Annotated in this window: 22 protein-coding genes; 11 read left to right on the top strand and 11 right to left on the bottom strand. The window is 65.5% G+C overall.

All coding sequences use genetic code 11. The annotated features are described in order from the left end of the window. Positions 1-131: 131 nt before the first annotated feature. From AC1DT7_RS03650 to AC1DT7_RS03615, 8 genes are all read left to right on the top strand, one after another. On the top strand, positions 132-839 hold the full coding sequence (locus tag AC1DT7_RS03650) for a response regulator transcription factor (RefSeq protein WP_478034311.1): 708 nt from the start codon (positions 132-134) through the stop codon (positions 837-839). Next, positions 808-2376: a sensor histidine kinase gene (locus tag AC1DT7_RS03645; RefSeq protein ID WP_478034310.1), complete on the top strand. Its 1569-nt coding sequence runs from the start codon at positions 808-810 to the stop codon at positions 2374-2376. Before AC1DT7_RS03650 ends, AC1DT7_RS03645 begins: the two co-directional genes overlap by 32 nt. Next, a complete protein-coding gene (locus AC1DT7_RS03640) occupies positions 2373-2795 on the top strand; it encodes an HPr kinase/phosphorylase (protein ID WP_478034308.1) in 423 nt (140 codons plus the stop codon). The genes AC1DT7_RS03645 and AC1DT7_RS03640 overlap by 4 nt, the downstream gene beginning before the upstream one ends. Further along, positions 2792-3760, top strand: coding sequence for an RNase adapter RapZ (rapZ, locus tag AC1DT7_RS03635; protein ID WP_478034306.1), 969 nt, complete (start codon positions 2792-2794; stop codon positions 3758-3760). The genes AC1DT7_RS03640 and rapZ overlap by 4 nt, the downstream gene beginning before the upstream one ends. Then, positions 3757-4161 (top strand): PTS sugar transporter subunit IIA, encoded by a 405-nt coding sequence (locus AC1DT7_RS03630; protein ID WP_478034304.1) that lies wholly within the window; start codon positions 3757-3759, stop codon positions 4159-4161. The genes rapZ and AC1DT7_RS03630 overlap by 4 nt, the downstream gene beginning before the upstream one ends. Next, positions 4161-4433 (top strand): HPr family phosphocarrier protein, encoded by a 273-nt coding sequence (locus AC1DT7_RS03625; RefSeq protein ID WP_478034303.1) that lies wholly within the window; start codon positions 4161-4163, stop codon positions 4431-4433. Before AC1DT7_RS03630 ends, AC1DT7_RS03625 begins: the two co-directional genes overlap by 1 nt. A 127-nt stretch (positions 4434-4560) precedes the next feature. After that, positions 4561-5370, top strand: coding sequence for a TrmH family RNA methyltransferase (locus AC1DT7_RS03620; RefSeq protein ID WP_478034301.1), 810 nt, complete (start codon positions 4561-4563; stop codon positions 5368-5370). Between the two features lie 60 nt (positions 5371-5430). Next, positions 5431-6138: an META domain-containing protein gene (locus tag AC1DT7_RS03615; protein WP_478034299.1), complete on the top strand. Its 708-nt coding sequence runs from the start codon at positions 5431-5433 to the stop codon at positions 6136-6138. A 270-nt stretch (positions 6139-6408) separates the two neighbouring features. Here the strand turns inward: AC1DT7_RS03615 and AC1DT7_RS03610 are convergent, their stop codons facing one another. Then, the gene (locus AC1DT7_RS03610) at positions 6409-7806 is read right to left on the bottom strand and encodes a DNA recombination protein RmuC (RefSeq protein WP_478034298.1); all 1398 of its coding nucleotides are present in this window, start codon (positions 7804-7806) and stop codon (positions 6409-6411) included. Positions 7807-7995: 189 nt separating this feature from the next. On the opposite strand from AC1DT7_RS03610, the gene AC1DT7_RS03605 reads away from it, so the two are divergent. Then, a complete protein-coding gene (locus AC1DT7_RS03605) occupies positions 7996-9660 on the top strand; it encodes a formate--tetrahydrofolate ligase (RefSeq protein WP_478034296.1) in 1665 nt (554 codons plus the stop codon). A gap of 39 nt (positions 9661-9699) precedes the next feature. Here AC1DT7_RS03605 and def read toward each other — a convergent pair whose 3' ends face one another. Together def and recR are read right to left on the bottom strand one after the other, a co-directional pair. Further along, positions 9700-10230: a peptide deformylase gene (gene def / locus AC1DT7_RS03600; RefSeq protein WP_478034295.1), complete on the bottom strand. Its 531-nt coding sequence runs from the start codon at positions 10228-10230 to the stop codon at positions 9700-9702. A 31-nt stretch (positions 10231-10261) separates the two neighbouring features. Further along, positions 10262-10858, bottom strand: a complete 597-nt coding sequence (recR, locus tag AC1DT7_RS03595; RefSeq protein WP_478034632.1) for a recombination mediator RecR — start codon at positions 10856-10858, stop codon at positions 10262-10264. 53 nt (positions 10859-10911) lie between these two features. Here recR and fmt point away from each other — a divergent pair, with 53 nt between their 5' ends. Continuing rightward, positions 10912-11820: a methionyl-tRNA formyltransferase gene (fmt, locus tag AC1DT7_RS03590; protein WP_478034294.1), complete on the top strand. Its 909-nt coding sequence runs from the start codon at positions 10912-10914 to the stop codon at positions 11818-11820. Beyond that, entirely contained in the window at positions 11817-12557 is a 741-nt protein-coding gene (truA, locus tag AC1DT7_RS03585) for a tRNA pseudouridine(38-40) synthase TruA (protein WP_478034292.1), read from the top strand. The genes fmt and truA overlap by 4 nt, the downstream gene beginning before the upstream one ends. A gap of 20 nt (positions 12558-12577) precedes the next feature. On the opposite strand, the gene AC1DT7_RS03580 is transcribed toward truA, so the two are convergent. The 8 genes from AC1DT7_RS03580 to AC1DT7_RS03545 form a co-directional block, all read right to left on the bottom strand. Next, on the bottom strand, positions 12578-13762 hold the full coding sequence (locus tag AC1DT7_RS03580) for a class I SAM-dependent RNA methyltransferase (protein ID WP_478034291.1): 1185 nt from the start codon (positions 13760-13762) through the stop codon (positions 12578-12580). Continuing rightward, positions 13759-15108 (bottom strand): NAD(P)H-hydrate dehydratase, encoded by a 1350-nt coding sequence (locus tag AC1DT7_RS03575; protein WP_478034289.1) that lies wholly within the window; start codon positions 15106-15108, stop codon positions 13759-13761. Before AC1DT7_RS03575 ends, AC1DT7_RS03580 begins: the two co-directional genes overlap by 4 nt. A gap of 38 nt (positions 15109-15146) precedes the next feature. Further along, a complete protein-coding gene (locus tag AC1DT7_RS03570; protein ID WP_478034288.1) occupies positions 15147-15527 on the bottom strand; it encodes a hypothetical protein in 381 nt (126 codons plus the stop codon). Between the two features lie 7 nt (positions 15528-15534). After that, positions 15535-17256, bottom strand: coding sequence for a dihydroxy-acid dehydratase (gene ilvD / locus AC1DT7_RS03565; protein WP_478034287.1), 1722 nt, complete (start codon positions 17254-17256; stop codon positions 15535-15537). 8 nt (positions 17257-17264) lie between these two features. Further along, positions 17265-17999: an N-formylglutamate amidohydrolase gene (locus AC1DT7_RS03560; protein ID WP_478034286.1), complete on the bottom strand. Its 735-nt coding sequence runs from the start codon at positions 17997-17999 to the stop codon at positions 17265-17267. Between the two features lie 211 nt (positions 18000-18210). Then, a complete protein-coding gene (locus AC1DT7_RS03555; RefSeq protein ID WP_478034284.1) occupies positions 18211-19038 on the bottom strand; it encodes a 4-(cytidine 5'-diphospho)-2-C-methyl-D-erythritol kinase in 828 nt (275 codons plus the stop codon). Further along, positions 19035-20663, bottom strand: a complete 1629-nt coding sequence (locus AC1DT7_RS03550) for a tetratricopeptide repeat protein (RefSeq protein ID WP_478034283.1) — start codon at positions 20661-20663, stop codon at positions 19035-19037. The genes AC1DT7_RS03555 and AC1DT7_RS03550 overlap by 4 nt, the downstream gene beginning before the upstream one ends. Next, positions 20632-22287: an electron transfer flavoprotein-ubiquinone oxidoreductase gene (locus AC1DT7_RS03545; RefSeq protein ID WP_478034282.1), complete on the bottom strand. Its 1656-nt coding sequence runs from the start codon at positions 22285-22287 to the stop codon at positions 20632-20634. Before AC1DT7_RS03545 ends, AC1DT7_RS03550 begins: the two co-directional genes overlap by 32 nt. Positions 22288-22367 lie beyond the last annotated feature (80 nt).

The raw sequence follows: 22367 nt of genomic DNA, 5'->3' as shown, positions 1-22367 counted from the left end.
CCGGAATTCGAGTCGCGCATATCGCCACGAGAGGGCAATTGTCCAGTCGAGACAATCGCACAGCGCATTGAGTTGAGCCTTGGGCGAGTTTGGACTACCTCAGGCATAACAGCACAAGGGTTGCACTGCCGATGACGGCTTCGATCGCGCTCGTCGATGACGACCGCAATATCCTTACCTCGGTATCGATCGCGCTACAGGCCGAGGGATTCGTCACGCGCGTCTATTCGGACGGCGAGACCGCGTTGAAGGCATTGATCGAGAATCCGCCCGATCTCGCGATCTTCGACATCAAGATGCCGCGCATGGACGGGCTGGAACTGCTCCGCCGGCTGCGCGAGAAGAGCACGACTCCCGTCATCTTCCTCACGTCGAAGGACGATGAGCTAGACGAGGCGCTCGGGCTTGCCATGGGCGCCGACGACTATATCTCCAAGCCCTTCTCGCACCGGCTGCTGATCGCGCGCATCCGCGCCATCCTGCGGCGGTCGGAACTCGCGGTGACGGGCACCGCCGGCGAGGAGGAGAATCCGGGCGGTTCGCTGGTGCGCGGCCGGCTGGCGATGGATACGGCACGCCACCGCGTGATGTGGAATGGCGCCGGCGTCACGCTGACCGTCACCGAATTCCTGATCCTGGAGACGCTCGCCCAGCGCCCGGGGATCGTGAAGACACGCAACCAGCTGATGGATGCCGCCTATCACGACGACATCTATGTCGACGATCGCACGATCGACAGCCACATCAAGCGCGTGCGCCGCAAGTTCAGGCAGATCGACCCCGAGTTCGATGCCATAGAGACTTTATATGGCGCGGGTTACCGATTCTCCGAGGAATGACGACCGCGAGCTAACGCTTCGCTGGTCAGGGCAGGTATCGCTCACGCCGCGCATCCTCGCGGTGAACATCATCGCGCTGGCGATGCTGGCAGGCGGCTTCTTCTATCTCGACAGCTATCGCAGCCGGATCGTCGACAGCCGGGTCGCCCAGGCGAGCCGGGAGGCGCGCCTGATCGCCGAGGCGATGGGATCGGTCGCGCCCGAACGTCACAACATCCTTGCTCTACGACTGGCGCGCGACACCGGCGCCCGCATCCGGCTCTACGACAACCAGGGCAAGCTCGTCACCGATACGCGCGCACTCGGGCTGCGCAATTTCATCCTTCGCGATCCCGACAAGGAAGATTGGCAACAAGACACTGCACGATTTCTCGATGCGGTGATCGATACGGTTGTCGGCGCGCCGCGGGCGCCTCTGTATCGCGAGCGTGCCGAGGGACTCGAATGGCCCGATGTCCACACCGCGCGCAGTACCGAGAGTGTGCCGGCGACCGTATGGCGGGCACCCGACCGCACTCCCGTGATCACTGCCGCAGCCGCGCTACCGTCCGGTGGCGTGGTGATGACCACGGTCAACGCGCGCGACATCACCCAGACGGTGCGGGTCGAGCGCTTCCGGCTCGGCGTGGTGCTGGCGATCGTATCCGCCATCTCTATTCTGCTCTCGCTGTTTCTCGCGCGGACGATCGTGCGGCCCCTGCGCCGCCTCGCCCGCGCCGCGGTGCGCGTTCGGCTGGGCCGTGCGCGCGAAGTGGTGGTGCCTCGCCTGCCTTCCCGCCGCGACGAACTCGGCATGCTTGCCCGCGCGCTGTCAGATATGAGCCTCGCGCTTCGCGCCCGGATCGATGCGACAGAGGCCTTCGCCGCCGATGTGACCCATGAGATGAAGAACCCCCTCGCCTCGCTTCGTTCTGCGGTCGAAGGGCTTAGTTCGGTCAAGGATCCCGAATTGCAGGAACGGCTGCTGGCGATCGTGCGCGACGATGTGCACCGGCTCGACCGGCTGATCACCGACATCTCCGAAGCCTCGCGACTCGATGCGCAGCTCAGCCGCGCCAAGTTCGAAGACGTGGATATCGGTGCGATGATCGGCGCGCTGCTCGGCCAGCGCGATGAACGCGGCGTCGAGCGCGACATCCAGATCCGCTTCGACCGTCCCGCCGGCGAGCCGCTGATCGCGATGGGGGAAGGCGCCCGGCTTGAGCGCGTGTTCGAGAATCTCGTCGAGAACGCCATCTCCTTCTCGCCCGACGGTGGCCTGATTGTCGTTTCGGCAGGGCGTGACGGCGAATATCTGGTCGTGCGGGTCGAGGATGAAGGCCCCGGCGTGCCCGAAGACGCGCGCGAGCAGGTGTTCAACCGATTCCAGTCGCTCCGCCCCGATGGTGAGGAATTCGGCAAGCATAGTGGGCTCGGGCTCGCCATCGCCCGGACGATCGTCGAGGGCCATCAGGGCAGCATCTCGGTCGAGTCGCGCGAGGACAGGCTGAGCGGCGCGCGATTCGTCGTACGCCTGCCCGTATCGGACAGGCGATGACCGAGACGATCCATGCCTCGACCGTGTCGATCGGCGGCCATGCGGTGCTGATAGAAGGGCCGTCCGGCGCCGGAAAATCCGACCTTGCCCTGCGCCTGATGGATCGCGGTGCCCTGTTGGTGAGTGACGATTACACCGTCCTGACGGCCATCGACGGCCGTCTCTCCGCCACCCCGCCAGCCACCATCGCCGGCCGGCTGGAGGTACGGGGGATCGGAATCATTCCCTTCAACCATGTTGAACAAGTCCCCGTCGCGCTGCTGGTCCGCCTCTCTGCCGAGGTGGACCGCATGCCAGAGGCCGAGTCGCGCTGGTTCGAGGGTGTACCGATTCCGGCAATCGCGCTCGACCCGCGCGAGGTGTCGGCACCGATCAAGGTGGAACTTGCCGTGAAGCACCTGCTAGAGCGCGCGCCATGAAGCGCGACCCAAAGGATATATTGCTCGTCACCGGCATGTCCGGCGCCGGCAAGTCGACCGTGCTGCGGACATTGGAGGACCTGGGCTGGGAGGTGGTGGACAATCTCCCGCTGCTCCTGCTCGACCGGTTGCTCAGCGCTCCACTGCCCGAAGGCGCCGAACGGTCGTCGCAGCCGCTCGCCCTTGGAATCGGCGCCCGCACCCGCGATTTCGATCCCGACCGCATCGTGAAGCGGATCAAGAAGCTTCGCGAAGAGCATGGCTATGACATCGGCACCCTGTTCCTCGACTGCTCGGGCGGCGAGCTCGAACGCCGCTATTCGGAGACCCGGCGCCGCCATCCGCTGGCGCTGGACCGCCCCGCGTCGGACGGCATCGCACGCGAACGCGAACTGCTCGCACCGCTGCGGCGCTGGGCGAACCGGCTGATCGACACCACGAACCTGACCGGTAACGAACTCGCGCAGCAGGTGCGATCGACCTTCTCCGGCGAGGGACTCGGCGAACCGACCCTCGCGGTCACCTCGTTCGGTTATGCCCGTGGGCTACCGCGCAACGCCGACTTGGTGTTCGACATGCGTTTCCTGCGCAACCCGCACTGGGTGCCCGAACTTCGTCCCGGAACGGGCCTCGACAAGGAGGTGAGCGCTTATGTAGCGACCGATCCGGCCTATGATGCGGCGATGGCGCAGATCGAGTCGCTGCTGTTGTTCCTGCTGCCGCGGTACAGGGCGGAAGGGAAATCCTATGTCACCATCGCGTTCGGGTGCACCGGCGGGCGGCACCGTTCCGTGCATGTGGCGGAACGAGTTGCCGCGAGGTTGCGCGGGGAAGGATTTTCGCCCACGGTCGCGCACCGCGATCTCGCTGCGGCGCCGCAGGACTCGCTCGAGGGTGTGGCAGAAAATGCCCAAGGGGACGGTCTTTCAGTGAATGAAACTGCAATGAAAGAGTCGGGGCAATGATCGGCCTGGTTCTGGTAACGCACGGGCGCCTCGCCGAGGAATTCGTGACTGCGATGGAGCATGTCGTCGGCAAGCAGGAGCGGATCGCGACCATCGCGATCGGCCCGGAAGACGATATGGAGGCGCGCCGCGCCGACATCGCCAAGGCGATCGCCGAGGTCGATAGCGGGCGCGGCGTGATCGTGCTGACCGACCTGTTCGGCGGCACCCCGTCCAATCTCGCCATCTCATTGATGGAGCGTGGCCGCATCGAGGTGATCGCCGGCATCAACCTGCCGATGCTTATCCGGCTCGAATCGGCGCGCAAGGCGATGAAGGTCGTCGACGCCGTCGCCGCCGCGCGCGAGGCTGGCCGCAAATATATCTCGGTCGCATCCGAAGTGCTTGGCGAGGCCGCCTGATGCCGGTCAGCCGCACCGTCCTCATCACCAACAAACGCGGGCTTCATGCCCGGGCTAGCGCCAAGTTCGTCACCCTCGCCTCGGCCCAGCCGGTCGAGGTCGCCGTCGAGAAAGACGGTGCCGGCAGCGTGACCGGTACCTCGATCATGGGCCTGATGATGTTGGGTGCAGCGATGGGCGATTCGATCGTCATCAGCGCTGAAGGCGACGGTGCCGAACAGGCCGTCGGCGCGCTGTGCGAGCTTGTGGAAGCGAAATTCGGAGAGGATTGACCTTCGTCCTCCCCTCCCGTTTACGGGAGGGGCTGGGGGTGGGCTCGCGCTCACCGCGAATATGCCATTTGAGGAAACCGGGAGCCCACCCCCGGCCCCTCCCGCGAGCGGGAGGGGGGTGAACAAAATGCCGCGCGAGATTACCGCCTATTCCAACCCGCTCATAAAGCGCGTGCGCCAGCTTCGCGAGAAGCGGCACCGGCGTGAGGAAGGCCTGTTCCTCGCGGAGGGCCTGCGGATCCTGACCGAGGCGCGCGAGAGCGGGCGCCTGCCCGAATATCTGTTCTATGCCCGCGACAGCGCCAGCCATTCTCTCGTCCGTGCGCTCATCGCCGATGTCGAGGCTGCCGGCGGCGAGGCGATCGAGACGGTGCCCGATATCCTCTCCAAACTCTCCGGCAAGGACAATCCCCAGGCGGTCGTCGGCGTGTTCGCCGAATTCGCCATGTCGCTGGATACGCTCGACCGGACCAGCGCGGATATCTGGCTGGTCGCCGAGCGACTGCGCGATCCGGGCAATCTCGGCACAATCCTGCGCACCGGCGACGCTGTCGCCGCCGGTGGGCTGATCCTGATCGGCGAATGCGTCGATCCCTTCTCGGTCGAGGCCGTGCGCGCGAGCATGGGTGCGCTGTTCACCATCCCGATCGTGCAGGCAGGCTGGGCGGAGTTCCTGCTCTGGCTTCGTTCGGGCCCGGGCCAGCTGGTCGGGTTGAGCCTCGACACGCACAAGGACTATCGCTCGGCCACCTACACGTCACCGACCTTCCTGCTGACTGGCAACGAGGCGCAGGGCATGCCCGCCGACTATGCGGCCGAGTGCGATCTGCTGGTGAAGATCCCGATGCTGGGCAAGGCCGACAGCCTGAATGCCGCCATAGCGACGGCGGTGATGGCTTATGAAGTCCTGGCACAGACAAAGCCTTCACCCGGCTGAACGTCTGCGTAACGACCGGTTCAGCCAGCCCCGCCTATTCGGCTGGCGAGGAGACCCACCATGAAGTTCGCATTTGCCCTTGCCGCCCCTGCTCTGCTGGTCGCAGGCGCCGCCGACGCGCAGATGCGGGAGGCGCCGTATAAGGCCGTCGGAACAGAGCCCGGCTGGGCACTGACGATCGAAAAGGGTCTGATTCGCTATGTCGGCGACTATGGCCGCACGCGCGTGACGACAACGGCGCCCGTGCCGCGGCCAAGTTTCAACGGCGTGCGCTATGTCACGCCCCGGATCACCATCGACGTCACCCACGCCCGTTGCAGCGACGGGATGAGCGATCGCGACTATCCCGACAGCGTCAGCGTTACGGTCGGCCGCAGGACCGTACGCGGCTGCGGCGGCGATCCTATTGCCGTCCAGCCGCGCGCGCCGGTCATCGAAGGCAATTGGGAAATTCAGGCGATCGAAGGCCGCCCAGTACGCGGTACGCGCGATGCGACCATTTCCTTCTCCGACAACCGGATCAGCGGCAATAGCGGCTGCAACAGCTTTGGCGGATCGTACCGCTTCGAACGCGGCTATCTGATCGCCGGTCCGCTGATCTCGACCAAAATGGCATGTCCGGGCCCGGCTATGGCGCAGGAACAGGCGATCATGGGCCTGCTCGGCCAGCGCCTGAGTGTCAGCACCAATCGCGACGGCAAACTGGTATTGAGCGCTAGCGGCCTGCGCACGCTCTTGCTGGTACGGACGGCCCCCCGGCGGCGCTGATCGCCGCCGGACCGACTATTCCTCAAGCATCGCTTCGACAAAGCCGTGCCTGTCCGTCACTAACTCACGCATGATGCAGAAATGCTCGGTATCCTCAAGCAACACCGGTTCGAGCCCATATTTGCCCATCCGCAGCAGCTTGAGGAAGTCGAACGGCAGGTTGGGTGACGGCGCCGATTCCGGTTCGTCGAAGATGAAGATGCCTGGCTGGGAACAGCGCTCCTCGAAGACAAGGTGGCGGCAGAGAGGTGTGCCGGTACTTCGACATCCCTATTCGGCAGCCTCGTTCACCGATCCGTCGATCAGGATTGGCGTATCGCCATAGCGCGCCAGCGCCTCGACCGGCTCGACGCCCTCGATCTCGCGCGCGCCGGGCTCGATATTCAGGTCGCGCAGCTTGCGGGCCGTCACCAGGGTCCGGCTTTCGAAGCTGCTGACGAAGGTGTTGTAGTTGTTGACCGCCGAGGTGAGGCCGCCACCCACCTTGCGCAGATCTCCCGCAGCCTTGGCGAGCCGGTCGTACAGTTCCTTGCCAAGCTCGCCGATCTGCCGCGCTTCCTTGGCGAGCCGTTCCTGCCGCCACACCGCAGACACGGTGCGCGCGATCGCAATCAAATTGGTCGGAGTGGCGAGCAGCACGCGCTTCTCGAACGCGAAGTCCCAGAGCGTCGGATCATGCTCAAGCGCCGCGGAAAGGAAATGCTCGCCCGGCACGAACATGATCACATAATCCGGCGCATCGGCGAACTGACTCCAATAGGCCTTGTTGCCGAGGCCATTAACATGCGCGCGCATCGACGCGGCATGGGCGGCGAGCCCGACCAGCCGCTGCGCCTCGTCCACCGCACCGAACGCGTCCTGATACGCGTTCAGCGAAACCTTGGCGTCGATCACCAGCGACCGGCCACCCGGCACCTTGATGATGGCGTCGGGGCGAAGGCGCCCGCCCTCGTCACCACCGGAAATGCTGACTTCGGTCTGGAAGTCGGTATGTTCGGATAACCCACAGGTCTCCAACACATTTTTGAGCTGCTGTTCGCCCCATCGCCCGCGTGATTTAGGCGCATTGCGCAGCGAGTTGACCAGCTTGGCCGCCTCGCTGCTGACCTTTTCCTGGCCGACGCGAAGGCCCTCGAGCTGTCCCTTGAGCTGGTCGAAGGCGCCCTGGCGCTCGCTCTCCACCTTGGTGACGGTCTCCTCATATTTCAGGAGACGGTCGCTGACCGGCTGGAGCATGGATTTGAGGTTCTGTCCGGCCGTTTCCTCCGACTGCTTGAAGCGGGCCTCGGCACGTTCGAGGAACTGCTTCTGCGCATCGTTGAGCAGCTTGCTGGCCGTCTCGTTGAAATGGCCGGTCATCAGTTCACGAGAATTCTTGAACTCCTCCAGCCTGGCCTCGAAAGCCTCGGCGTGAGCGCGAAGCGTTGCATTCTCCGTACGGAACCCGTCGCGCTCCTCCCGAACTGCCTCGAGTTCCTCCCGCACCTGCGCTGCATTGCGGGCGCGCTCTTCGGCGCCGGCGAGATCGATAATGGCGCGCTTGAACTCCTCGGTCCGGGCATCGCGTTCGGCCCGCGCCTGGGCAGTCCCGCGTCCGCCGAGATACCAACCGAGCGCAAGTGCACCGATCAGGAAAAGGGCGACGATGACGAGGGCAAGCGGGTCCAACAATTTACTCCTTTGGAACGAAGCACGAACCTACCGCCCCACACCAGGGTTAACAAGGCCCGCCCTCCTCAACTGGCCGCGCGACCTGTCACGGAGTCGTCGCAAATCGGACAAATGCACCTGCAGCTTGACCGATTCTGGTAACGCTCCCGCTTGCGGCCGGCGGGGTGTGCGCTACGACTGCGCGCCATGCTGACCGACATCGCGATCTCGCGCGCCGCCACCCTCAAGCCAATCGCCGAAATCGCCGCCGGGCTTTCCATCCCGCCCGAGGCGGTCGAGCCCTATGGGCATTTCAAGGCCAAGATAGACCTGTCCCGTCTTCCGGCGACCGACAGGATGGGCAAGCTGATCCTGGTCACCGCGATCAGCCCCACGCCGGCAGGCGAAGGCAAGTCTACCACTTCGGTCGGGCTGGCCGACGGGCTCAATCGCATCGGGCGCAAGACGGTGCTGTGCCTGCGGGAACCGTCGCTCGGTCCCTGTTTCGGCACCAAGGGTGGGGCGGCCGGCGGCGGCTATGCCCAGGTCGGACCGATGGAGGACATCAACCTCCATTTCACCGGCGATTTCCACGCGATCACCAGTGCTCACAATCTGCTTGCGGCGATGATCGACAACCATGTCCATTGGGGCAATGCGCTGGATATCGACGTGCGGCGCATCGTCTGGCGCCGGGTGCTCGACATGAACGACCGGGCGCTGCGTGACATCGCCCAGTCGCTCGGCGGCCCGGCCAATGGATACCCGCGCGAATCGGGCTTCGACATCACCGTCGCCTCGGAGGTGATGGCGATCCTCTGTCTGGCGAGCGATCTGGCGGATCTGGAGAAAAGGCTGGGCGCGATCGTCGTCGCCTATACCCGCGACAAGCGACCGGTGACGGCACGCGATTTGAAGGCCGACGGCGCGATGGCGGTGCTGCTTGCCCAGGCGATCAAGCCCAATCTGGTGCAGACGCTGGAGGGCAATCCAGCCTTCGTCCATGGCGGCCCGTTCGCCAATATCGCGCATGGCTGCAACTCGGTGATCGCCACGCGGGCGGCGCTTGGGCTGGGCGACTATGTCGTGACCGAGGCCGGCTTCGGCGCCGATCTGGGTGCTGAGAAGTTCTTCGACATCAAATGCCGTCAATCGGGCCTGAAACCCGCAGCGGCGGTGATCGTCGCCACGGTGCGGGCCCTGAAGATGAATGGCGGCGTGCCCAAGGCCGATCTCGCCATGCCCGACGTCGAGGCGGTGCGGCGCGGCGGCGTCAACCTCGCGCGCCATATCGAGAATGTCCGCCAGTTCGGCGTGCCGGCGGTCGTCGCGATCAACTTCTTCGGGACCGACACCGAGGCCGAGATCGAGGTGATCCGCGACATTGCCGCAAGCCATGGGTCAGAGGCGGTGCTGTGCACGCATTGGGCCGACGGTGGCGCCGGCGCTGAGGCGCTCGCGACCAGGGTCGCCGATCTGTGCGATCACGCCACGCCGCAATTCGCGCCGATCTATGCCGATGAGCTGTCTCTGTTCGAGAAGATCAACACGGTCGCGACCCGGATCTACCGTGCGGAAGAAGCGATCGCCGATCCAAGCGTCAGGGCGCAGCTCAAGCGATGGGAGGATGCTGGATTCGGCCACCTGCCGGTCTGCATGGCCAAGACGCAATACAGTTTCTCTACCGACCCGACGAAACTCGGTGCGCCGACCGGACATGTCGTGCCCGTGCGCGAGGTCCGGCTGGCGGCGGGTGCCGGCTTCGTGGTGGCGATCTGCGGAGAGATCATGACGATGCCCGGCCTGCCGCGTGTACCGGCAGCGGAATCCATCCGCTTCAGCGCCGATGGCGAGATCGAAGGATTGTTCTGACCTGAAGACCCTCTTCCCGGCGGGAAGAGGGAGGAAGGCTCAGGCCGCCTTGCGCGCTTTGGCAAGCTTCTTCAGCACCATATCGCGCTTCAGGCGCGAGATGTGATCGATGAACAGCACACCGTTCAGATGGTCGATCTCGTGCTGGATGCAGGTCGAGAGCAGCCCGTCGAAATCATCCTCATGCGCCGTGCCATCGAGATCGAGCCATTTCAACCGGCAGCGAGTCGGACGCTCGACCTCGGCATATTGCTCGGGGATGGAGAGGCAGCCCTCGTTATAGAGCGAGGTCTCCTCGCTGACCGAAACCAGCTCCGGATTGATATAGACGAGCGGCGTGCGGACCGGCTTGGCATCTTCCGCGTCGCTCTCGGGCTCCTGCAGGTCGATCACGACGATACGCTGTTCGATACCGACCTGAGTCGCCGCGAGGCCGATGCCCCTCGCGTCGTACATGGTGTCGAACATGTCGGAGACGATTCCGCGGACCGACTCGTCGATCTGGGCGACAGGCGTCGCGACGGCGCGAAGACCCGGATGCGGAACTTCGAGGATTTCTAGGACTGACATGCAGGCGAGCTAGGAAAGCGCGGGCTCGCCGTCAAGCGACCGGTCGCCGGGCGCGCAGCGCCTGGGCCAAAGTCCCCTCGTCGAGATAGTCGAGCTCACCTCCCACAGGCAGGCCATGTGCGAGCTGGGTGACGCGGATCGGGAAACGCTCGATCCGCTCCGCGATGTAATGCGCCGTGGTCTGGCCTTCGAGCGTGGCATTCATCGCCAGCACGACCTCGTCGATGCCCCCCGCCTCGATCCGGCGAACCAGCGAATCGATGGTGAGATCCTCCGGGCGGACACCTTCGAGCGCGGACAGCCGGCCTCCGAGCACATGGAATCGCCCGGGGAACAACCGCGACCGATCGAGCGCCCAGAGATCGGCCACTTCCTCGACCACGCAAAGCAACCGCGCATCGCGGCGCGGGTCGGCGCAGACGCCGCACGGATCGATCGTGTCGATGTTGCCGCAAAAAGAACATGTTGAGAGCCGTTCCTCAACTGCCGTCAGCGCCGTGAGCAGGGGGCCCAGTGCTGCCTCGCGCTTCTTGAGCAGGTGAAGCACCGCACGTCGGGCCGATCGTGGCCCGAGGCCAGGCAGCCGGGCCAACGCTTGAGTAAGGGCTTCGATCTCGGGAGATGCCATGCGGAACAGATAGGGGGTTGCATGCGCCTCTGCCAAGCGGCCAGAGCGTGAGCATGCGGATCGTCTTCATGGGAACGCCCGAATTCTCGGTGCCGGTGCTTCAGGCCCTGGTGGATGCAAGTCATGACGTGGTGGCGGCATATAGCCAGCCGCCACGCCGGGCCGGTCGCGGCAAGGCGTTGACTCCCTCCCCCGTCCAGGCGCGCGCCGAGGTTTTGGGAATCGCGGTGCGGACCCCGGTCTCGCTGCGCGATGCCGAAGCCCAGGCCGAATTCGCTTCTTTCGGGGCCGATGTCGCGGTGGTGGCGGCCTATGGCCTTATCCTGCCGCGCGCGGTGCTGGAGGCGCCGCGGCTGGGTTGCCTCAACGTTCACGGGTCCCTGCTGCCCCGTTGGCGTGGTGCAGCGCCCATCCATCGCGCGATCCTTGCCGGCGACGCGGAGACCGGTGTCGGGATCATGCAGATGGAGGCCGGGCTCGATACCGGGCCGGTACGGCTGGAGGGACGGACACCGATCGACGGCAAGACCGCCGGTGCGCTGACCGACGAGCTGAGCGCGATGGGCGCACGGCTGATGGTCGAGGTGCTGGGCAACATCGATGCCTATCCGCCGACGATACAGCCTGAGGACGGCATCACCTATGCCCCCAAGATCGACAAGGCCGAGGCGCGAATCGATTTCTCGAAAAGCGCGATCGAGGTCGAGCGGCAGATACGGGCGTTCAATCCGGTGCCGGGCGCCTTTTTCGAACTGGGTGCCGAGCGCATTCGGGTGCTTGCCGCCGATGTGTTGCCGGGGGGCGGTGTCCGACCAGGCGCGATCCTGGACGACCGGCTCGGCATTTCTTGTGGGGATGGTGCGATCCGCCCCACCCTTCTGCAGCGCGCGGGCCGCGGCGTCATGACGTCATCCGAGCTGTTGCGCGGTTTTGCGATACCGCCCGGCACACTGCTCTCATGACCCGCTTTGCCCTGACGGTGGAATATGATGGCCGGCCCTTTATGGGCTGGCAGCGCCAGGCTCATGGCCCCAGCGTGCAGGAGGCGATCGAAACCGCCGCGCGGGAGATTACAGGCGAGGCTATTGCCGTCCATGCCGCCGGCCGTACCGATGCCGGGGTTCATGGCACTGGCATGCGGGCGCATCTCGATATCGCGAAGGCGATCACACCGTTTCGCCTGATGGAGGCACTCAACGCCCGGTTACGGCCGGCGCCGGTCGCGATCCTCGCGTGCGAGGTCGTGCCCGATGACTGGCATGCCCGCTTCTCCTGTCTTGCGCGTCATTACGAATACCGGATCGTCACGCGCCGCGCGCCGCTGACCTTCGAGGCCGGGCTGGCCTGGCGCGTGCCGACGCCGCTGGACGCCGATGCCATGGCCGAGGGCGCGGCGCGGCTGGTCGGCCGGCATGATTTCACCACCTTCCGCTCGGCGCATTGCCAGGCGGACAGCCCCTTGCGGACACTCGACCGGCTCGATGTGGTGGCGAGCGGCGACCGGATCAGCGTGTTCGCCTCGGCCCGCTCTTTCCTGCATCATCAGGTGCGCTCGATGGTTGGCTGCCTCGGACTGGTGGGTCAGGGAAAATGGTCGTCGGACGATCTTCAGGCCGCGCTTGAAGCCCGGGACCGGTCGAAGCTGGGCCTGAACGCGCCGCCGGACGGGCTGTTTTTCCTGCGAGCCGATTATCCCTGACTCATCCCTTCGGGATGACGTTAGCGAACGAATTTCGCCGCCAGCTCCACATGGGTCGACCAGCGGAACTGGCCAACCGGCTGGATCCATTCGAGCCGATAGCCGCCCTTGCACAATATCTCCGCATCACGCGCAAAACTGCTGGGATTACAAGAAACATAGGCGATGATTGGCGTCTTTGCCTCGGCCAGTTGCAGCACCTGTTCGCGCGCACCCGCCCGGGGCGGATCGAGTATGATCGCGTCGAACCGGTCGCATTCGGCCGTGGTCAAGGGCCGCCTGAACAGATCGCGGTGATCGGCGAAGAGCTGCCGGCCCGTCCTCGCCCCTGCCGCCTTGAGCGACAGGATGGCGTCACGCGCCGCCTCGGCCGCGTAGACGCGCCCGCGCAACGCCAGCGCGAAAGTGCCGAGACCGGAAAAGAGATCGGCCACCGTCCCGGCCTGCCCGATCGTCTCCTGCACCGCGGCGACGAGCGATACCTCGCCCTCGCGCGTGGCCTGGAGGAAGGAGTTATGCGGCATCGGCACCGGGATGCCCGCCAGGGTGATGCTAACGGGCTCGGGCTCCCAGCGAGTCTCAGGGCCAAGGCCATTGTCGATCGACAAGCGGGCGACGCCATGGCGCTGGCAGAAGGCGGTGATCGCCTCGGCCGCCGCCAGTCCCTCGGCCTCGATCCCCTCGATCAGCAGGTCGATTCCCTGATCCGCCTCGGTGAGATGCAACCGGGCGCGGCGATTGGCCTTGAGGAAGCGGCTCAAGAGCACGCGTAGCGGCGCCACCAGCGCGAACAGGGTTGGCGTCAGGACCCAGCATTCCTGCAGATCGACCAGCGCATGGCTCGATCCCTCGCTGAAGCCGATGCGGAGGCGCCCGCCTTTGGCCTCGGCCTGTAGCGCCGCGCGCCGGCGTGTTCGTGGCGGGGATAATGCCGGCGGGCGGATATCGGTCGTCAGACCCTGCGCCTCGAGCGCTCCAGCGATTCGATCGCTGATGAAGCGTGCATAGCTCTCGTCATCGAGATGCTGAAGCTGGCACCCGCCACAGGTTGGGAAGTGGCGGCATGGCGCCGGCTGGTGATGCGGACCGGGGATCACCTGCCCTTCCGTCGTCAGCGTGTCTCCTGGCGCCGCCAGCGCCGCGTGGCGGCCATTGGCGGTGATGCCGTCGCCCCGTGCGGCAACCCGGACGATGGTGTCGGTCATAGCGAAGCCCTGGCTGCGGTGAGCGCCTGAGCAAGATCGTCGGCGATGAAAGCGCCACCGAGCCGCTCGGCGACGGCGGCATGCAACCAGACGCCAGCCGCGGCAGCATCGATCGCGGATCCGGGTGCCGCCGCCAGCACCGCGCCGATCGCACCCGCCAGTACGTCACCGGTGCCGGCGGTCGAGAGCCATCGGTTCGCGCTCTGTGCTACCCGGACGGAGCCATCAGGCGAGGCGATGACGGTATCAGCCCCCTTGAACACGATCGTCGCACCGGCCTTCGCCGCCGCGGCGCGGGCGCGATCGATCTTGCTGCCGGTCTGCCTGCCGAACAGGGCGTCGAACTCTCCTGCATGGGGTGTCAGCACGACAGGGGCGCCATGGGCTTTTATCTTCGCCAGTCGTGACTCGTCGAGTAGGTGAAGCGCATCCCCGTCAATGACGAGCGGGCGGGAAGACGCCAGCGCCCAATCCAGGCGTGTCCCAGCCACCGCCCCGCGCCCCAATCCGGCACCGATCACCACGGCACCGATGCGCATATCGGCCATGGCCTTTGCGTCGAACGCCCTGCGAACGATCGCATGGGGCTGCCCGGTCTGATCATCGGCGAGCAACAGGACATAACCCGCCCCCGCCCGCATCGCCGCCAGCGCGGCGAGTTCGGCCGCGCCGGGCATCTCTCCACCGATAACGGCCACCATGCCACGCGTATATTTGTGGGAAGTCGGCCCAGGTTCCGGAAGGTCCGGTTTGCCGAAGACGACAGCGTCGCTCATCACCGGCACACCGATATCCAGGATACGAACGGCGCCGCAATGCCCCGCGGCCGGATAAAGCAGATGGGATGGCTTGGCCGCCCCCAGCGCCAGTGTCAGGTCGAAGACGGGAATATCGTTCAATATGGTGCCATCGTCCGTGGCGAGGCCACTGGGCAGATCGACCGCTATTGCCAGACGTGCCCGATCCCGCAGTCTGACGAGGTCGGCTATTGCCGCAACATCAAGTGGCCGGGACAGCCCTGTACCAAACAGGGCGTCTACCAGAATTGGAGCGGGAGCCGCTTCGCGAAGCTCCTCGACTGCCCCGTTCCAGAGTGCTCGGGCATGTTTCGCGGCATCGGTGCGAGGCTCGGCGCTGGCTGCGACGCGCACCGGAACCCCGGCCGCATGCAATGCCGTTGCGGCGACATAACCATCCCCACCATTATTGCCTGGACCGCACAGGATCAGCACCTCGTTGCCCGATCCCAACCGTCTAACAGCCTCGGCAACCTCGCGGCCGGCGCGGTCCATCAGGCTCTCGACCGTCGCGCCATTGGCGATGGCCATGTCCTCGGCAGCGCGCATTTCCGCTGCCGTGAGTAGGGGCTTACCGTCAAGTGGCGTCATGACGCCGGCTTGGCTGGCGCGCGCACCGTGGCGGGCAAACGGTATCGATCGCCACCCAGTGCGACCTCGATGCTTTCCTTGTCCAACACCGTCACGACCGCCGGCTCTGCGCCATCAGCGGCGATCACGCCCCGCCCATCCTTCGTTACCAGCAGTCGGTGGAACGCGCCATCCGGGTGGCGGACGGTGAGGACCAGCCCTTTGTCGCGTTGCTCGCGGTCGATGGTGCAGACCCGCGCGAAATCAGCCGATCCGGCGCGGGCGCAGACGATATTGCCCGATTCCTCGGCGCGGGCGACTTGCGCCGCCTCGACATTGGCGAGCGTTTCGTGGTCGGTCTTCGCCTCGCCACAAGCGGCGAGGCCCAGGACAAGCACCAGTGCGCTAGATATCCGCGTAGACATGGGTTTCGGCACTGGCTCCAGGATGCGTGACCGCGCCCTTATAAGCTGGGCCGACATTCTGCGCATAGCGCCAGAGCGCGCCAGATTGATAGTCGTGCGACCGCGGGACCCATTTGGCACGGCGTTCCGCGAGCACATCCTCGGGCACATCGAGATCGATCGTGCCCGCCTCGGCGTCGATGCTGATGATGTCGCCATTCTCGACCAGGGCGATCGGGCCGCCATCAGCCGCCTCGGGCCCGACATGGCCGATGCAGAAGCCACGGGTCGCGCCCGAGAAACGGCCATCGGTGATCAGCGCCACCTTCTCGCCCATGCCGAGACCGTAGAGCGCCGCAGTGGTGGACAGCATCTCGCGCATGCCTGGACCGCCCTTCGGCCCTTCATAGCGGATGACGACGACCTCACCCTCGTTGATCTCCCGCGCCTCGACAGCTGCGAAGGTATCCTCCTCGCAATCGAACACGCGGGCCGGGCCGGTAAACTGGAGCCGGTGCATGCCGGCGACCTTCACGATCGCCCCGTTCGGCGCGAGGCTGCCACGCAGGCCGACAACGCCGCCGGTCGGGCTGATCGGCGCTTTGACGTCGTAGATGACCTTCTGGTCGGGGTTCCACGTCACCCGGTCGATGTTCTCAGCCAGCGTCTTTCCGGTCACGGTCAGGCAATCGCCAAACAGGAGGCCGTTGGCGAGCATCGTTTTCATTAGCATGTAAACGCCCCCAGCCTCATACATGTCCTTGGCGACATACTTCCCGCCGGGCTTCAGGTCTGCGATGTAAGGCGTTGATTTGAATATCTCTGCGACGTCGAACAGGTCGAAATCGATACCCGCCTCGCTTGCCATCGCCGGCAGGTGAAGCGCGCCGTTGGTCGAGCCGCCGGTTGCTGCGACGATCCGTGCCGCGTTGATGAACGCCTCACGCGTGCAGATGTCACGCGGACGGATATTGGCCGCGAGCAATTCCATCACCTGGGCGCCGGCGGCCACCGCGATCTGCTCGCGAGTCGTATAGGGTGCCGGGACCATGTTCGAATTGGGCAGCGAAAGACCGATTGCTTCGCCGACACATGCCATGGTGTTCGCGGTGTACTGGCCACCACAGGCACCGTGTCCAGGGCAGGCGACCTTTTCCAGTTCGGTCAGGTCCTTGAGCGGACAATTGCCGGCGGCATGCTGGCCGACCGCCTCGAACACATCGACCACGGTCACGTCACGATCGTGATAGCGACCGGGGAGGATCGATCCGCCATAGACGAAGATGCTGGGCACGTTGAGGCGGAGCATCGCCATCATCATGCCGGGCAGCGATTTGTCGCAGCCGGCAAAGCCGACCAGCGCGTCGTAACAATGGCCGCGCACGCTGAGTTCGACCGAATCGGCGATGACCTCGCGGCTGACCAGCGAGGACTTCATGCCTTGATGGCCCATCGCGATGCCGTCGGTGACGGTGATGGTGTTGAAGCGCCGCGGCATGCCGCCGCCCTGGATCACACCCGCACGCGCGGCATCGGCCTGCGCATCGAGCGTCGTGTTGCATGGCGCACTGTCGTTGCCGGCGCTGGCGAGCGCGACGAACGGCTTGGCGATATCCTCTTCGGATATGCCCATCGCATAATAATAACTACGGTGCGGTGCGCGCTCGGGACCGACCGAGACGTGCCGGCTGGGGAGCTTCGATTTGTCGAACTGCTGAGTCATGGCGCGCCCTATGTCGCGAGAGGGGCCTTTTGCGCAAGACTATTGCTGATTTTTGTCAGAATAGGCGCGAGAATGTCAGTCCAGCGGCTAACGCCAGCCGCATTTTTGATCAGATCGTTACGGATTTCTATGGCGAGATTCGGGATGCCATTGGCCTCTCCATGCCGGTTGAGCGTCGCGTTGAGCACCCGGCCGGAATAAGGCTCGTTGTCGCCCGTTTCTATGCCGGCCTCGCGCAACATCGCCACGGCGAGGTCGGCCGCGCGACGGTCGCGATTGTACAGGATGCCGGCGTGCCAAGGCCGGGCGCCCGCTCCTCCGCTTTCGAGTTCGGGCGTGAAGCTGTGGATCGAGGCAAGCAGGATCGGCCGTTCAGTGCGGATCAGCGCCGCCAGCGCGCGGTGATAGGGCGCATGGAAACGCGCGACACGGTCGATCCGGTCGGCATCAACATTACCAAGGATCACATGCCCGTCGCTTGTCGCGGGAATCAACGAGGCATGATCGGGCTGGCGATGCAGGTCGATCACCAGCCGCGAGACAGTCGCCAGAATGGCTGGCCCGCCGAGGCGGCCAGCCAACGCCTCGGTCAGTCGTGCCGCGCCAATGTCGATCGCGATGTGCTTGTCGAGCAAATCCGCGCCAATGCCGAGATCCACGCCCTCGGGCACCATGTTGGAGGCATGGTCGCAGATCAGCAGGATGCCGCCCGATGCGCCGGACAGGATGACGGGCGCGCTCATTGGCAGCACCCGGCAAAAACGGCGGCGAGTTCGCACCCGCCGCCGCCATGGGGGGATGACGCCCGGGGGGGCCGGGGATCATCAGCGGGCGCGGCGCCAGTGGCGACGGACCCGTTCGATCCCCGACCAGCAAGAGCGATGCCAATGGCGGATTGCCGTGGTGCGCGTAGTCCCGGGACGTAAAAGCGTGTCATTTCGGAGCAATAAACCGTCACGCGAGTGCCGATTCGAGACACCACCAGCCCGGGCGGAGCGTGTTGATCGCCGCGGCCGCGGCAGCGCGATCCTCAGGCCGGTCGTAGAGGGCAAAGCAGGTCGCGCCAGATCCGGACATGCGCACCAGCCGCGTCCCGTCACCGTCGAGCAAGAGTGCCAGCGCCTCGCCGATCGCCGGCGCAATGCGACGGGCAGGCATTTCGAGGTCGTTTCGGCCGAGCAGCGCCCGCCCGAGCAACGCACCCTCACCGATGGGTCCGCGATCCCTGCCATCCCAGGCAGCGAAGACAGGTCCGGTCGAGACGGCGACACCCGGATTGACCAGCAACACCGGCATGTCGGTCAGGCCGGCGACCGGTTCGAGCTGCTCGCCGCGACCCCGTCCGAGGGCGCTTCGCCCGAGCAGGCAAGCCGGCACATCAGATCCAAGCGCATTGGCGATGGCGAACAGCCTGGGGTCGTCGAGCGCTACGCCATCGCGCTTCGCCAGGGCGCGCAGGGTCGCCGCCGCGTCAGCCGACCCACCGCCGATGCCGGAGGCCACCGGCAGACGTTTCACCAGGGTAAGCGCCCCGTCGTTCGGCCTAGCAAATGCCTCGGCATATGCGCGCGCAGCCCGCGTAACGAGATTGTCGCCCTCCCCCGCCAGCGCGGCGGCAAACGGCCCCTCGACCGCAAAGGAGGCAGGCCCATCTTCGAGCCGTATGTCGTCGCCATCCCGGAGGAAGGCGAACAGAGTCTCGATCTCATGATAGCCGTCGTCACGCCGCGAGCGAACGTGCAACGCCAGGTTGATCTTGGCCGGAGCCCGTTCGACGATCACGGTTTTGCGATGATCCCGTTGGCGATCTTGGCAGCGATGCGAGGCCCATCCTCGGCATCGGCCACGATGGAGGCTGCCTGCCAGGCGTAACGCGCCTCATATCGGCGGCCGAGCGACCAATAAGCGTCGCCAAGATGTTCGTTGATGGTGGCGTTTGCCGGCTGCCCGCGCGCGGCCAATTCGAGCATCGGCAACGCCTTGCGGGTGTCGCCACGCTTGAAATAGGCCCAGGCGAGCGAGTCGATGATCGAGGCGTCGCCAGGCTGAAGCGCATTCGCCTTTTCGAGCAATGCAATCGACGCGGCAATCTCCTCGCCATGCTCGAGCCGGGCATAGCCGAGATAGTTGAGAGCGACGGCTTCGTCAGGCGCCATTTCGACCGCTCGCTCGAGCGCCTTGCGTGCCTCGGGCCAGCGGCCGCCCTGATCGAGCGCGCCGCCGAGCTGGAGGTACAATGTCCACGAGGGATGGTCGCCTGATCGCTTGATCGCAAGCGTATAGGCCCGCGCTGCATCGTCAAAACGACCTGCCGCCGTCAGAAGATCGCCGACACGCACCGCGTCGATCGCCGTAGCATCCTTGCGATTGGACAGGGTCGTCGCAGCCGCCAGCGCCGCCGCCCCCTCACCCGCGCCGCTCAGCACGGCAACCCGCGCCTGAAGCGCCGCCTCATGGAACGGGCTGTCGGCATCGACCTGGCCGAGCAACGCAAGCGCCCGATCGCTCGCTCCACCCCGTGCCAGCGTCTGGGCAAGCAGGATGCGCGCCCGGTCGTTGCGGGGATCGAGCCGAAGCGCCGCCCGGGTCAAGGACGCTACGATCGGCGTCGGCTCGCCCTCCGACAGGTCTGCAGCGAGGCGCGTGAACAGCCGGGAGGCGCCGAACGAGGCGGATGGCTGGACACCGTCATCGATCGTCCGGCGCAGAACGACGACCGCGCTGTCATTGCCGCTGAGCAATGCCCTCGCAATGTCCTGCCTGCCCTTGGCGGCAAACAGTTCGGCGGCATTGATCCGCAGATCAAGGCTTGCCTGATCCGCGCCAAGCAACGCCTGAAGCGCCACGGCGCCCTCATCGAGCTTGCCTGTCGCGATCAGCAGCAGCGCGCGGTTTTCCGCCGTGTAACGGCGCGCGACCGGGTTCGACTTGCCCTCATTCAGCTTGGCGAGCGGATCGCCGCCGGCGTCATAGGTTGCCCAGGCACCCAGCAGCCCCGCGACGAAATCGAACGGCCCGGTGCTGATCCGGGTCAGGACCGCGCTTGCGGCCGCCTTGTCTCCTGCGCGGAGCGCCCGGGCGTAGCTGAACAGGATGGCATCGGGCGGCGCTGCGCGTGCCGCATCGAGCGTCTCGATGGCGCGGTCGGCCAACGCATCGTCGCCGGCCTCCATCGCCTCGCGAAAGGCGCGCCTGGCGATAGCGAGATTGCCCGGTGCCCCACTGAGCGCGGCAGCATAGCCAGCCGCTGCCTGCTCGACCCGGCCATCGCCATCGGCGGCGCGGGCGCGGGCATAGGCGGCGAGATCGTCCGCGCCGCGATCAGCCCAGGCGGGCGTCGCGACGGTCAGCGCAAGCAGCGCAAGTCCCAGGCGGTCACATGTTCGGATAATTCGGTCCTCCGCCACCTTCCGGCACCACCCAGTTGATGTTCTGGGTGGGGTCCTTGATGTCGCACGTCTTGCAGTGGACGCAATTCTGCGCGTTGATCACGAACTTCGGATCGCCGCTTTCCTCGCCCACGATCTCATAAACGCCCGCCGGGCAATAACGCTGCGCCGGTTCGTCGTACATCGGCAGATCATAGGCGACCGGGATGGTCGGGTCCTTCAGGGTCAGATGGACCGGCTGGTCCTCCTCATGATTGGTGTTCGACAGGAACACCGAGGAAAGCCGGTCGAACGTCAGCACCCCGTCGGGCTTCGGATAATCGATCTTCTGCACCTGGTCCTTGCGCCACAGGCTCTCGTTATCCGGATGATGCTTGAGCGTGAACGGCATCTTGATGCCAATCGTTTCGAGCCACATGGTGATCCCCGACAGGCCCGACCCGATGAGATCGCCGAAGGTCTTCACCAGCGGCACGACGTTGCGAACGACCGACAGCTCCTTCTTCACCCAGCTCTGCTCGAAAGCCTCGGGATAGGCGGTCAGTTCGTCGCCCGAACGGCCTGCCTGGATCGCATCATAGGCAGCGTCCGCTGCCATGATTCCGCTCTTCACGGCAGTGTGACTGCCCTTGATCCGGGGCACGTTGAGGAAACCGGCCGAATCCCCGATCAGCGCGCCGCCAGGGAAGACGAGCTTCGGTATCGATTGAAGCCCTCCATCACTGATCGCGCGCGCGCCATAGGAGACGCGCTTGCCGCCCTCCAGCATCGCCGCGATCGCGGGATGGGTCTTCCAGCGCTGCATCTCCTGGAACGGCGACACATAGGGGTTGGTATAGTTGAGCCAGGTGACGAAACCGACCGCGACCTGCCCATTGGCCTGGTGATAGAAGAAGCCGCCGCCGCTCGTCCCGTCCGACAGCGGCCAGCCCTGGGTATGGATCACCCGGCCGGGAACATGGTTCTCCGGCTTGATGTCCCACAATTCCTTGATGCCGAGGCCGTAAACCTGGGGCTGAGCGTCCTTCGCCAGATCGAAGGTGCGGATCAGTTCCTTGCTCAAATGCCCGCGCACGCCCTCCCCGAGGAAGGTGTATTTGGCGTGCAGCTCCAGGCCGGGCGTGTAATCGGGCTTGTGCGTGCCATCGCGCGCCACGCCCATGTCGCCGGTCGCGACGCCCTTGACCGATCCGTCCTCGTTGAACAGCACTTCGGCCGCCGCGAAGCCCGGGAAGATCTCGACACCGAGTTCCTCCGCCTGGCCGGCCAGCCAGCGACAGAGATTGCCCAGCGACCCCGTATAGGTGCCTTTGTTGTGCATGAAGGGCGGGGTGAAGATGTGCGGCAGCCCGAACTTCTTCTTTTTCGTCAGGATCCAGTGCTGGTTGTCGGTGACGGGCACCTCAGCCAGCGGACAGCCCTTGTCGCGCCAGTCGGGGATCAGCTCGTCGAGACCCTTGGGGTCGACCACCGCACCGGACAGGATATGCGCCCCGACCTCAGAGCCCTTTTCGAGCACGCACACGGAAATCTCGCCGCCTTTTTCGGTCGCAAGCTGCTTCAACCTGATCGCCGCGGCCAGACCGGCAGGCCCGGCACCGACGATCACGACGTCATAGGGCATGGACTCGCGTTCGCTCATCATCTTCTCCAATAGGACCGTAATGCGCGTTCTCGTCGCGCCACAGCAACGTCCTGTCCATTCAGCGGTGCCAGCGAATT

Source organism: Sphingomonas sp. P3_C6 (assembly GCF_056402595.1).
The sequence above is the reverse complement of the archived record's forward strand: the minus strand, read 5'-3'. Positions and strand labels throughout refer to the sequence as shown.

Excerpts from the sequence above, each read along its gene's own strand:
- AC1DT7_RS03580 (WP_478034291.1), bottom strand. The coding sequence starts at position 13,762 with ATGACCGACACCATCGTCCGGGTTGCCGCACGGGGCGACGGCATCACC.
- AC1DT7_RS03625 (WP_478034303.1), top strand. The coding sequence starts at position 4,161 with ATGCCGGTCAGCCGCACCGTCCTCATCACCAACAAACGCGGGCTTCAT.
- AC1DT7_RS03615 (WP_478034299.1), top strand. The coding sequence starts at position 5,431 with ATGAAGTTCGCATTTGCCCTTGCCGCCCCTGCTCTGCTGGTCGCAGGC.
- AC1DT7_RS03560 (WP_478034286.1), bottom strand. The coding sequence starts at position 17,999 with ATGAGCGCGCCCGTCATCCTGTCCGGCGCATCGGGCGGCATCCTGCTG.
- def (WP_478034295.1), bottom strand. The coding sequence starts at position 10,230 with ATGTCAGTCCTAGAAATCCTCGAAGTTCCGCATCCGGGTCTTCGCGCC.
- AC1DT7_RS03640 (WP_478034308.1), top strand. The coding sequence starts at position 2,373 with ATGACCGAGACGATCCATGCCTCGACCGTGTCGATCGGCGGCCATGCG.
- recR (WP_478034632.1), bottom strand. The coding sequence starts at position 10,858 with ATGGCATCTCCCGAGATCGAAGCCCTTACTCAAGCGTTGGCCCGGCTG.
- AC1DT7_RS03605 (WP_478034296.1), top strand. The coding sequence starts at position 7,996 with ATGCTGACCGACATCGCGATCTCGCGCGCCGCCACCCTCAAGCCAATC.
- truA (WP_478034292.1), top strand. The coding sequence starts at position 11,817 with ATGACCCGCTTTGCCCTGACGGTGGAATATGATGGCCGGCCCTTTATG.
- AC1DT7_RS03645 (WP_478034310.1), top strand. The coding sequence starts at position 808 with ATGGCGCGGGTTACCGATTCTCCGAGGAATGACGACCGCGAGCTAACG.
- rapZ (WP_478034306.1), top strand. The coding sequence starts at position 2,792 with ATGAAGCGCGACCCAAAGGATATATTGCTCGTCACCGGCATGTCCGGC.
- AC1DT7_RS03650 (WP_478034311.1), top strand. The coding sequence starts at position 132 with ATGACGGCTTCGATCGCGCTCGTCGATGACGACCGCAATATCCTTACC.
- AC1DT7_RS03620 (WP_478034301.1), top strand. The coding sequence starts at position 4,561 with ATGCCGCGCGAGATTACCGCCTATTCCAACCCGCTCATAAAGCGCGTG.
- fmt (WP_478034294.1), top strand. The coding sequence starts at position 10,912 with ATGCGGATCGTCTTCATGGGAACGCCCGAATTCTCGGTGCCGGTGCTT.
- AC1DT7_RS03575 (WP_478034289.1), bottom strand. The coding sequence starts at position 15,108 with ATGCGCGCTGCCGAGGACATGGCCATCGCCAATGGCGCGACGGTCGAG.
- ilvD (WP_478034287.1), bottom strand. The coding sequence starts at position 17,256 with ATGACTCAGCAGTTCGACAAATCGAAGCTCCCCAGCCGGCACGTCTCG.
- AC1DT7_RS03545 (WP_478034282.1), bottom strand. The coding sequence starts at position 22,287 with ATGAGCGAACGCGAGTCCATGCCCTATGACGTCGTGATCGTCGGTGCC.
- AC1DT7_RS03630 (WP_478034304.1), top strand. The coding sequence starts at position 3,757 with ATGATCGGCCTGGTTCTGGTAACGCACGGGCGCCTCGCCGAGGAATTC.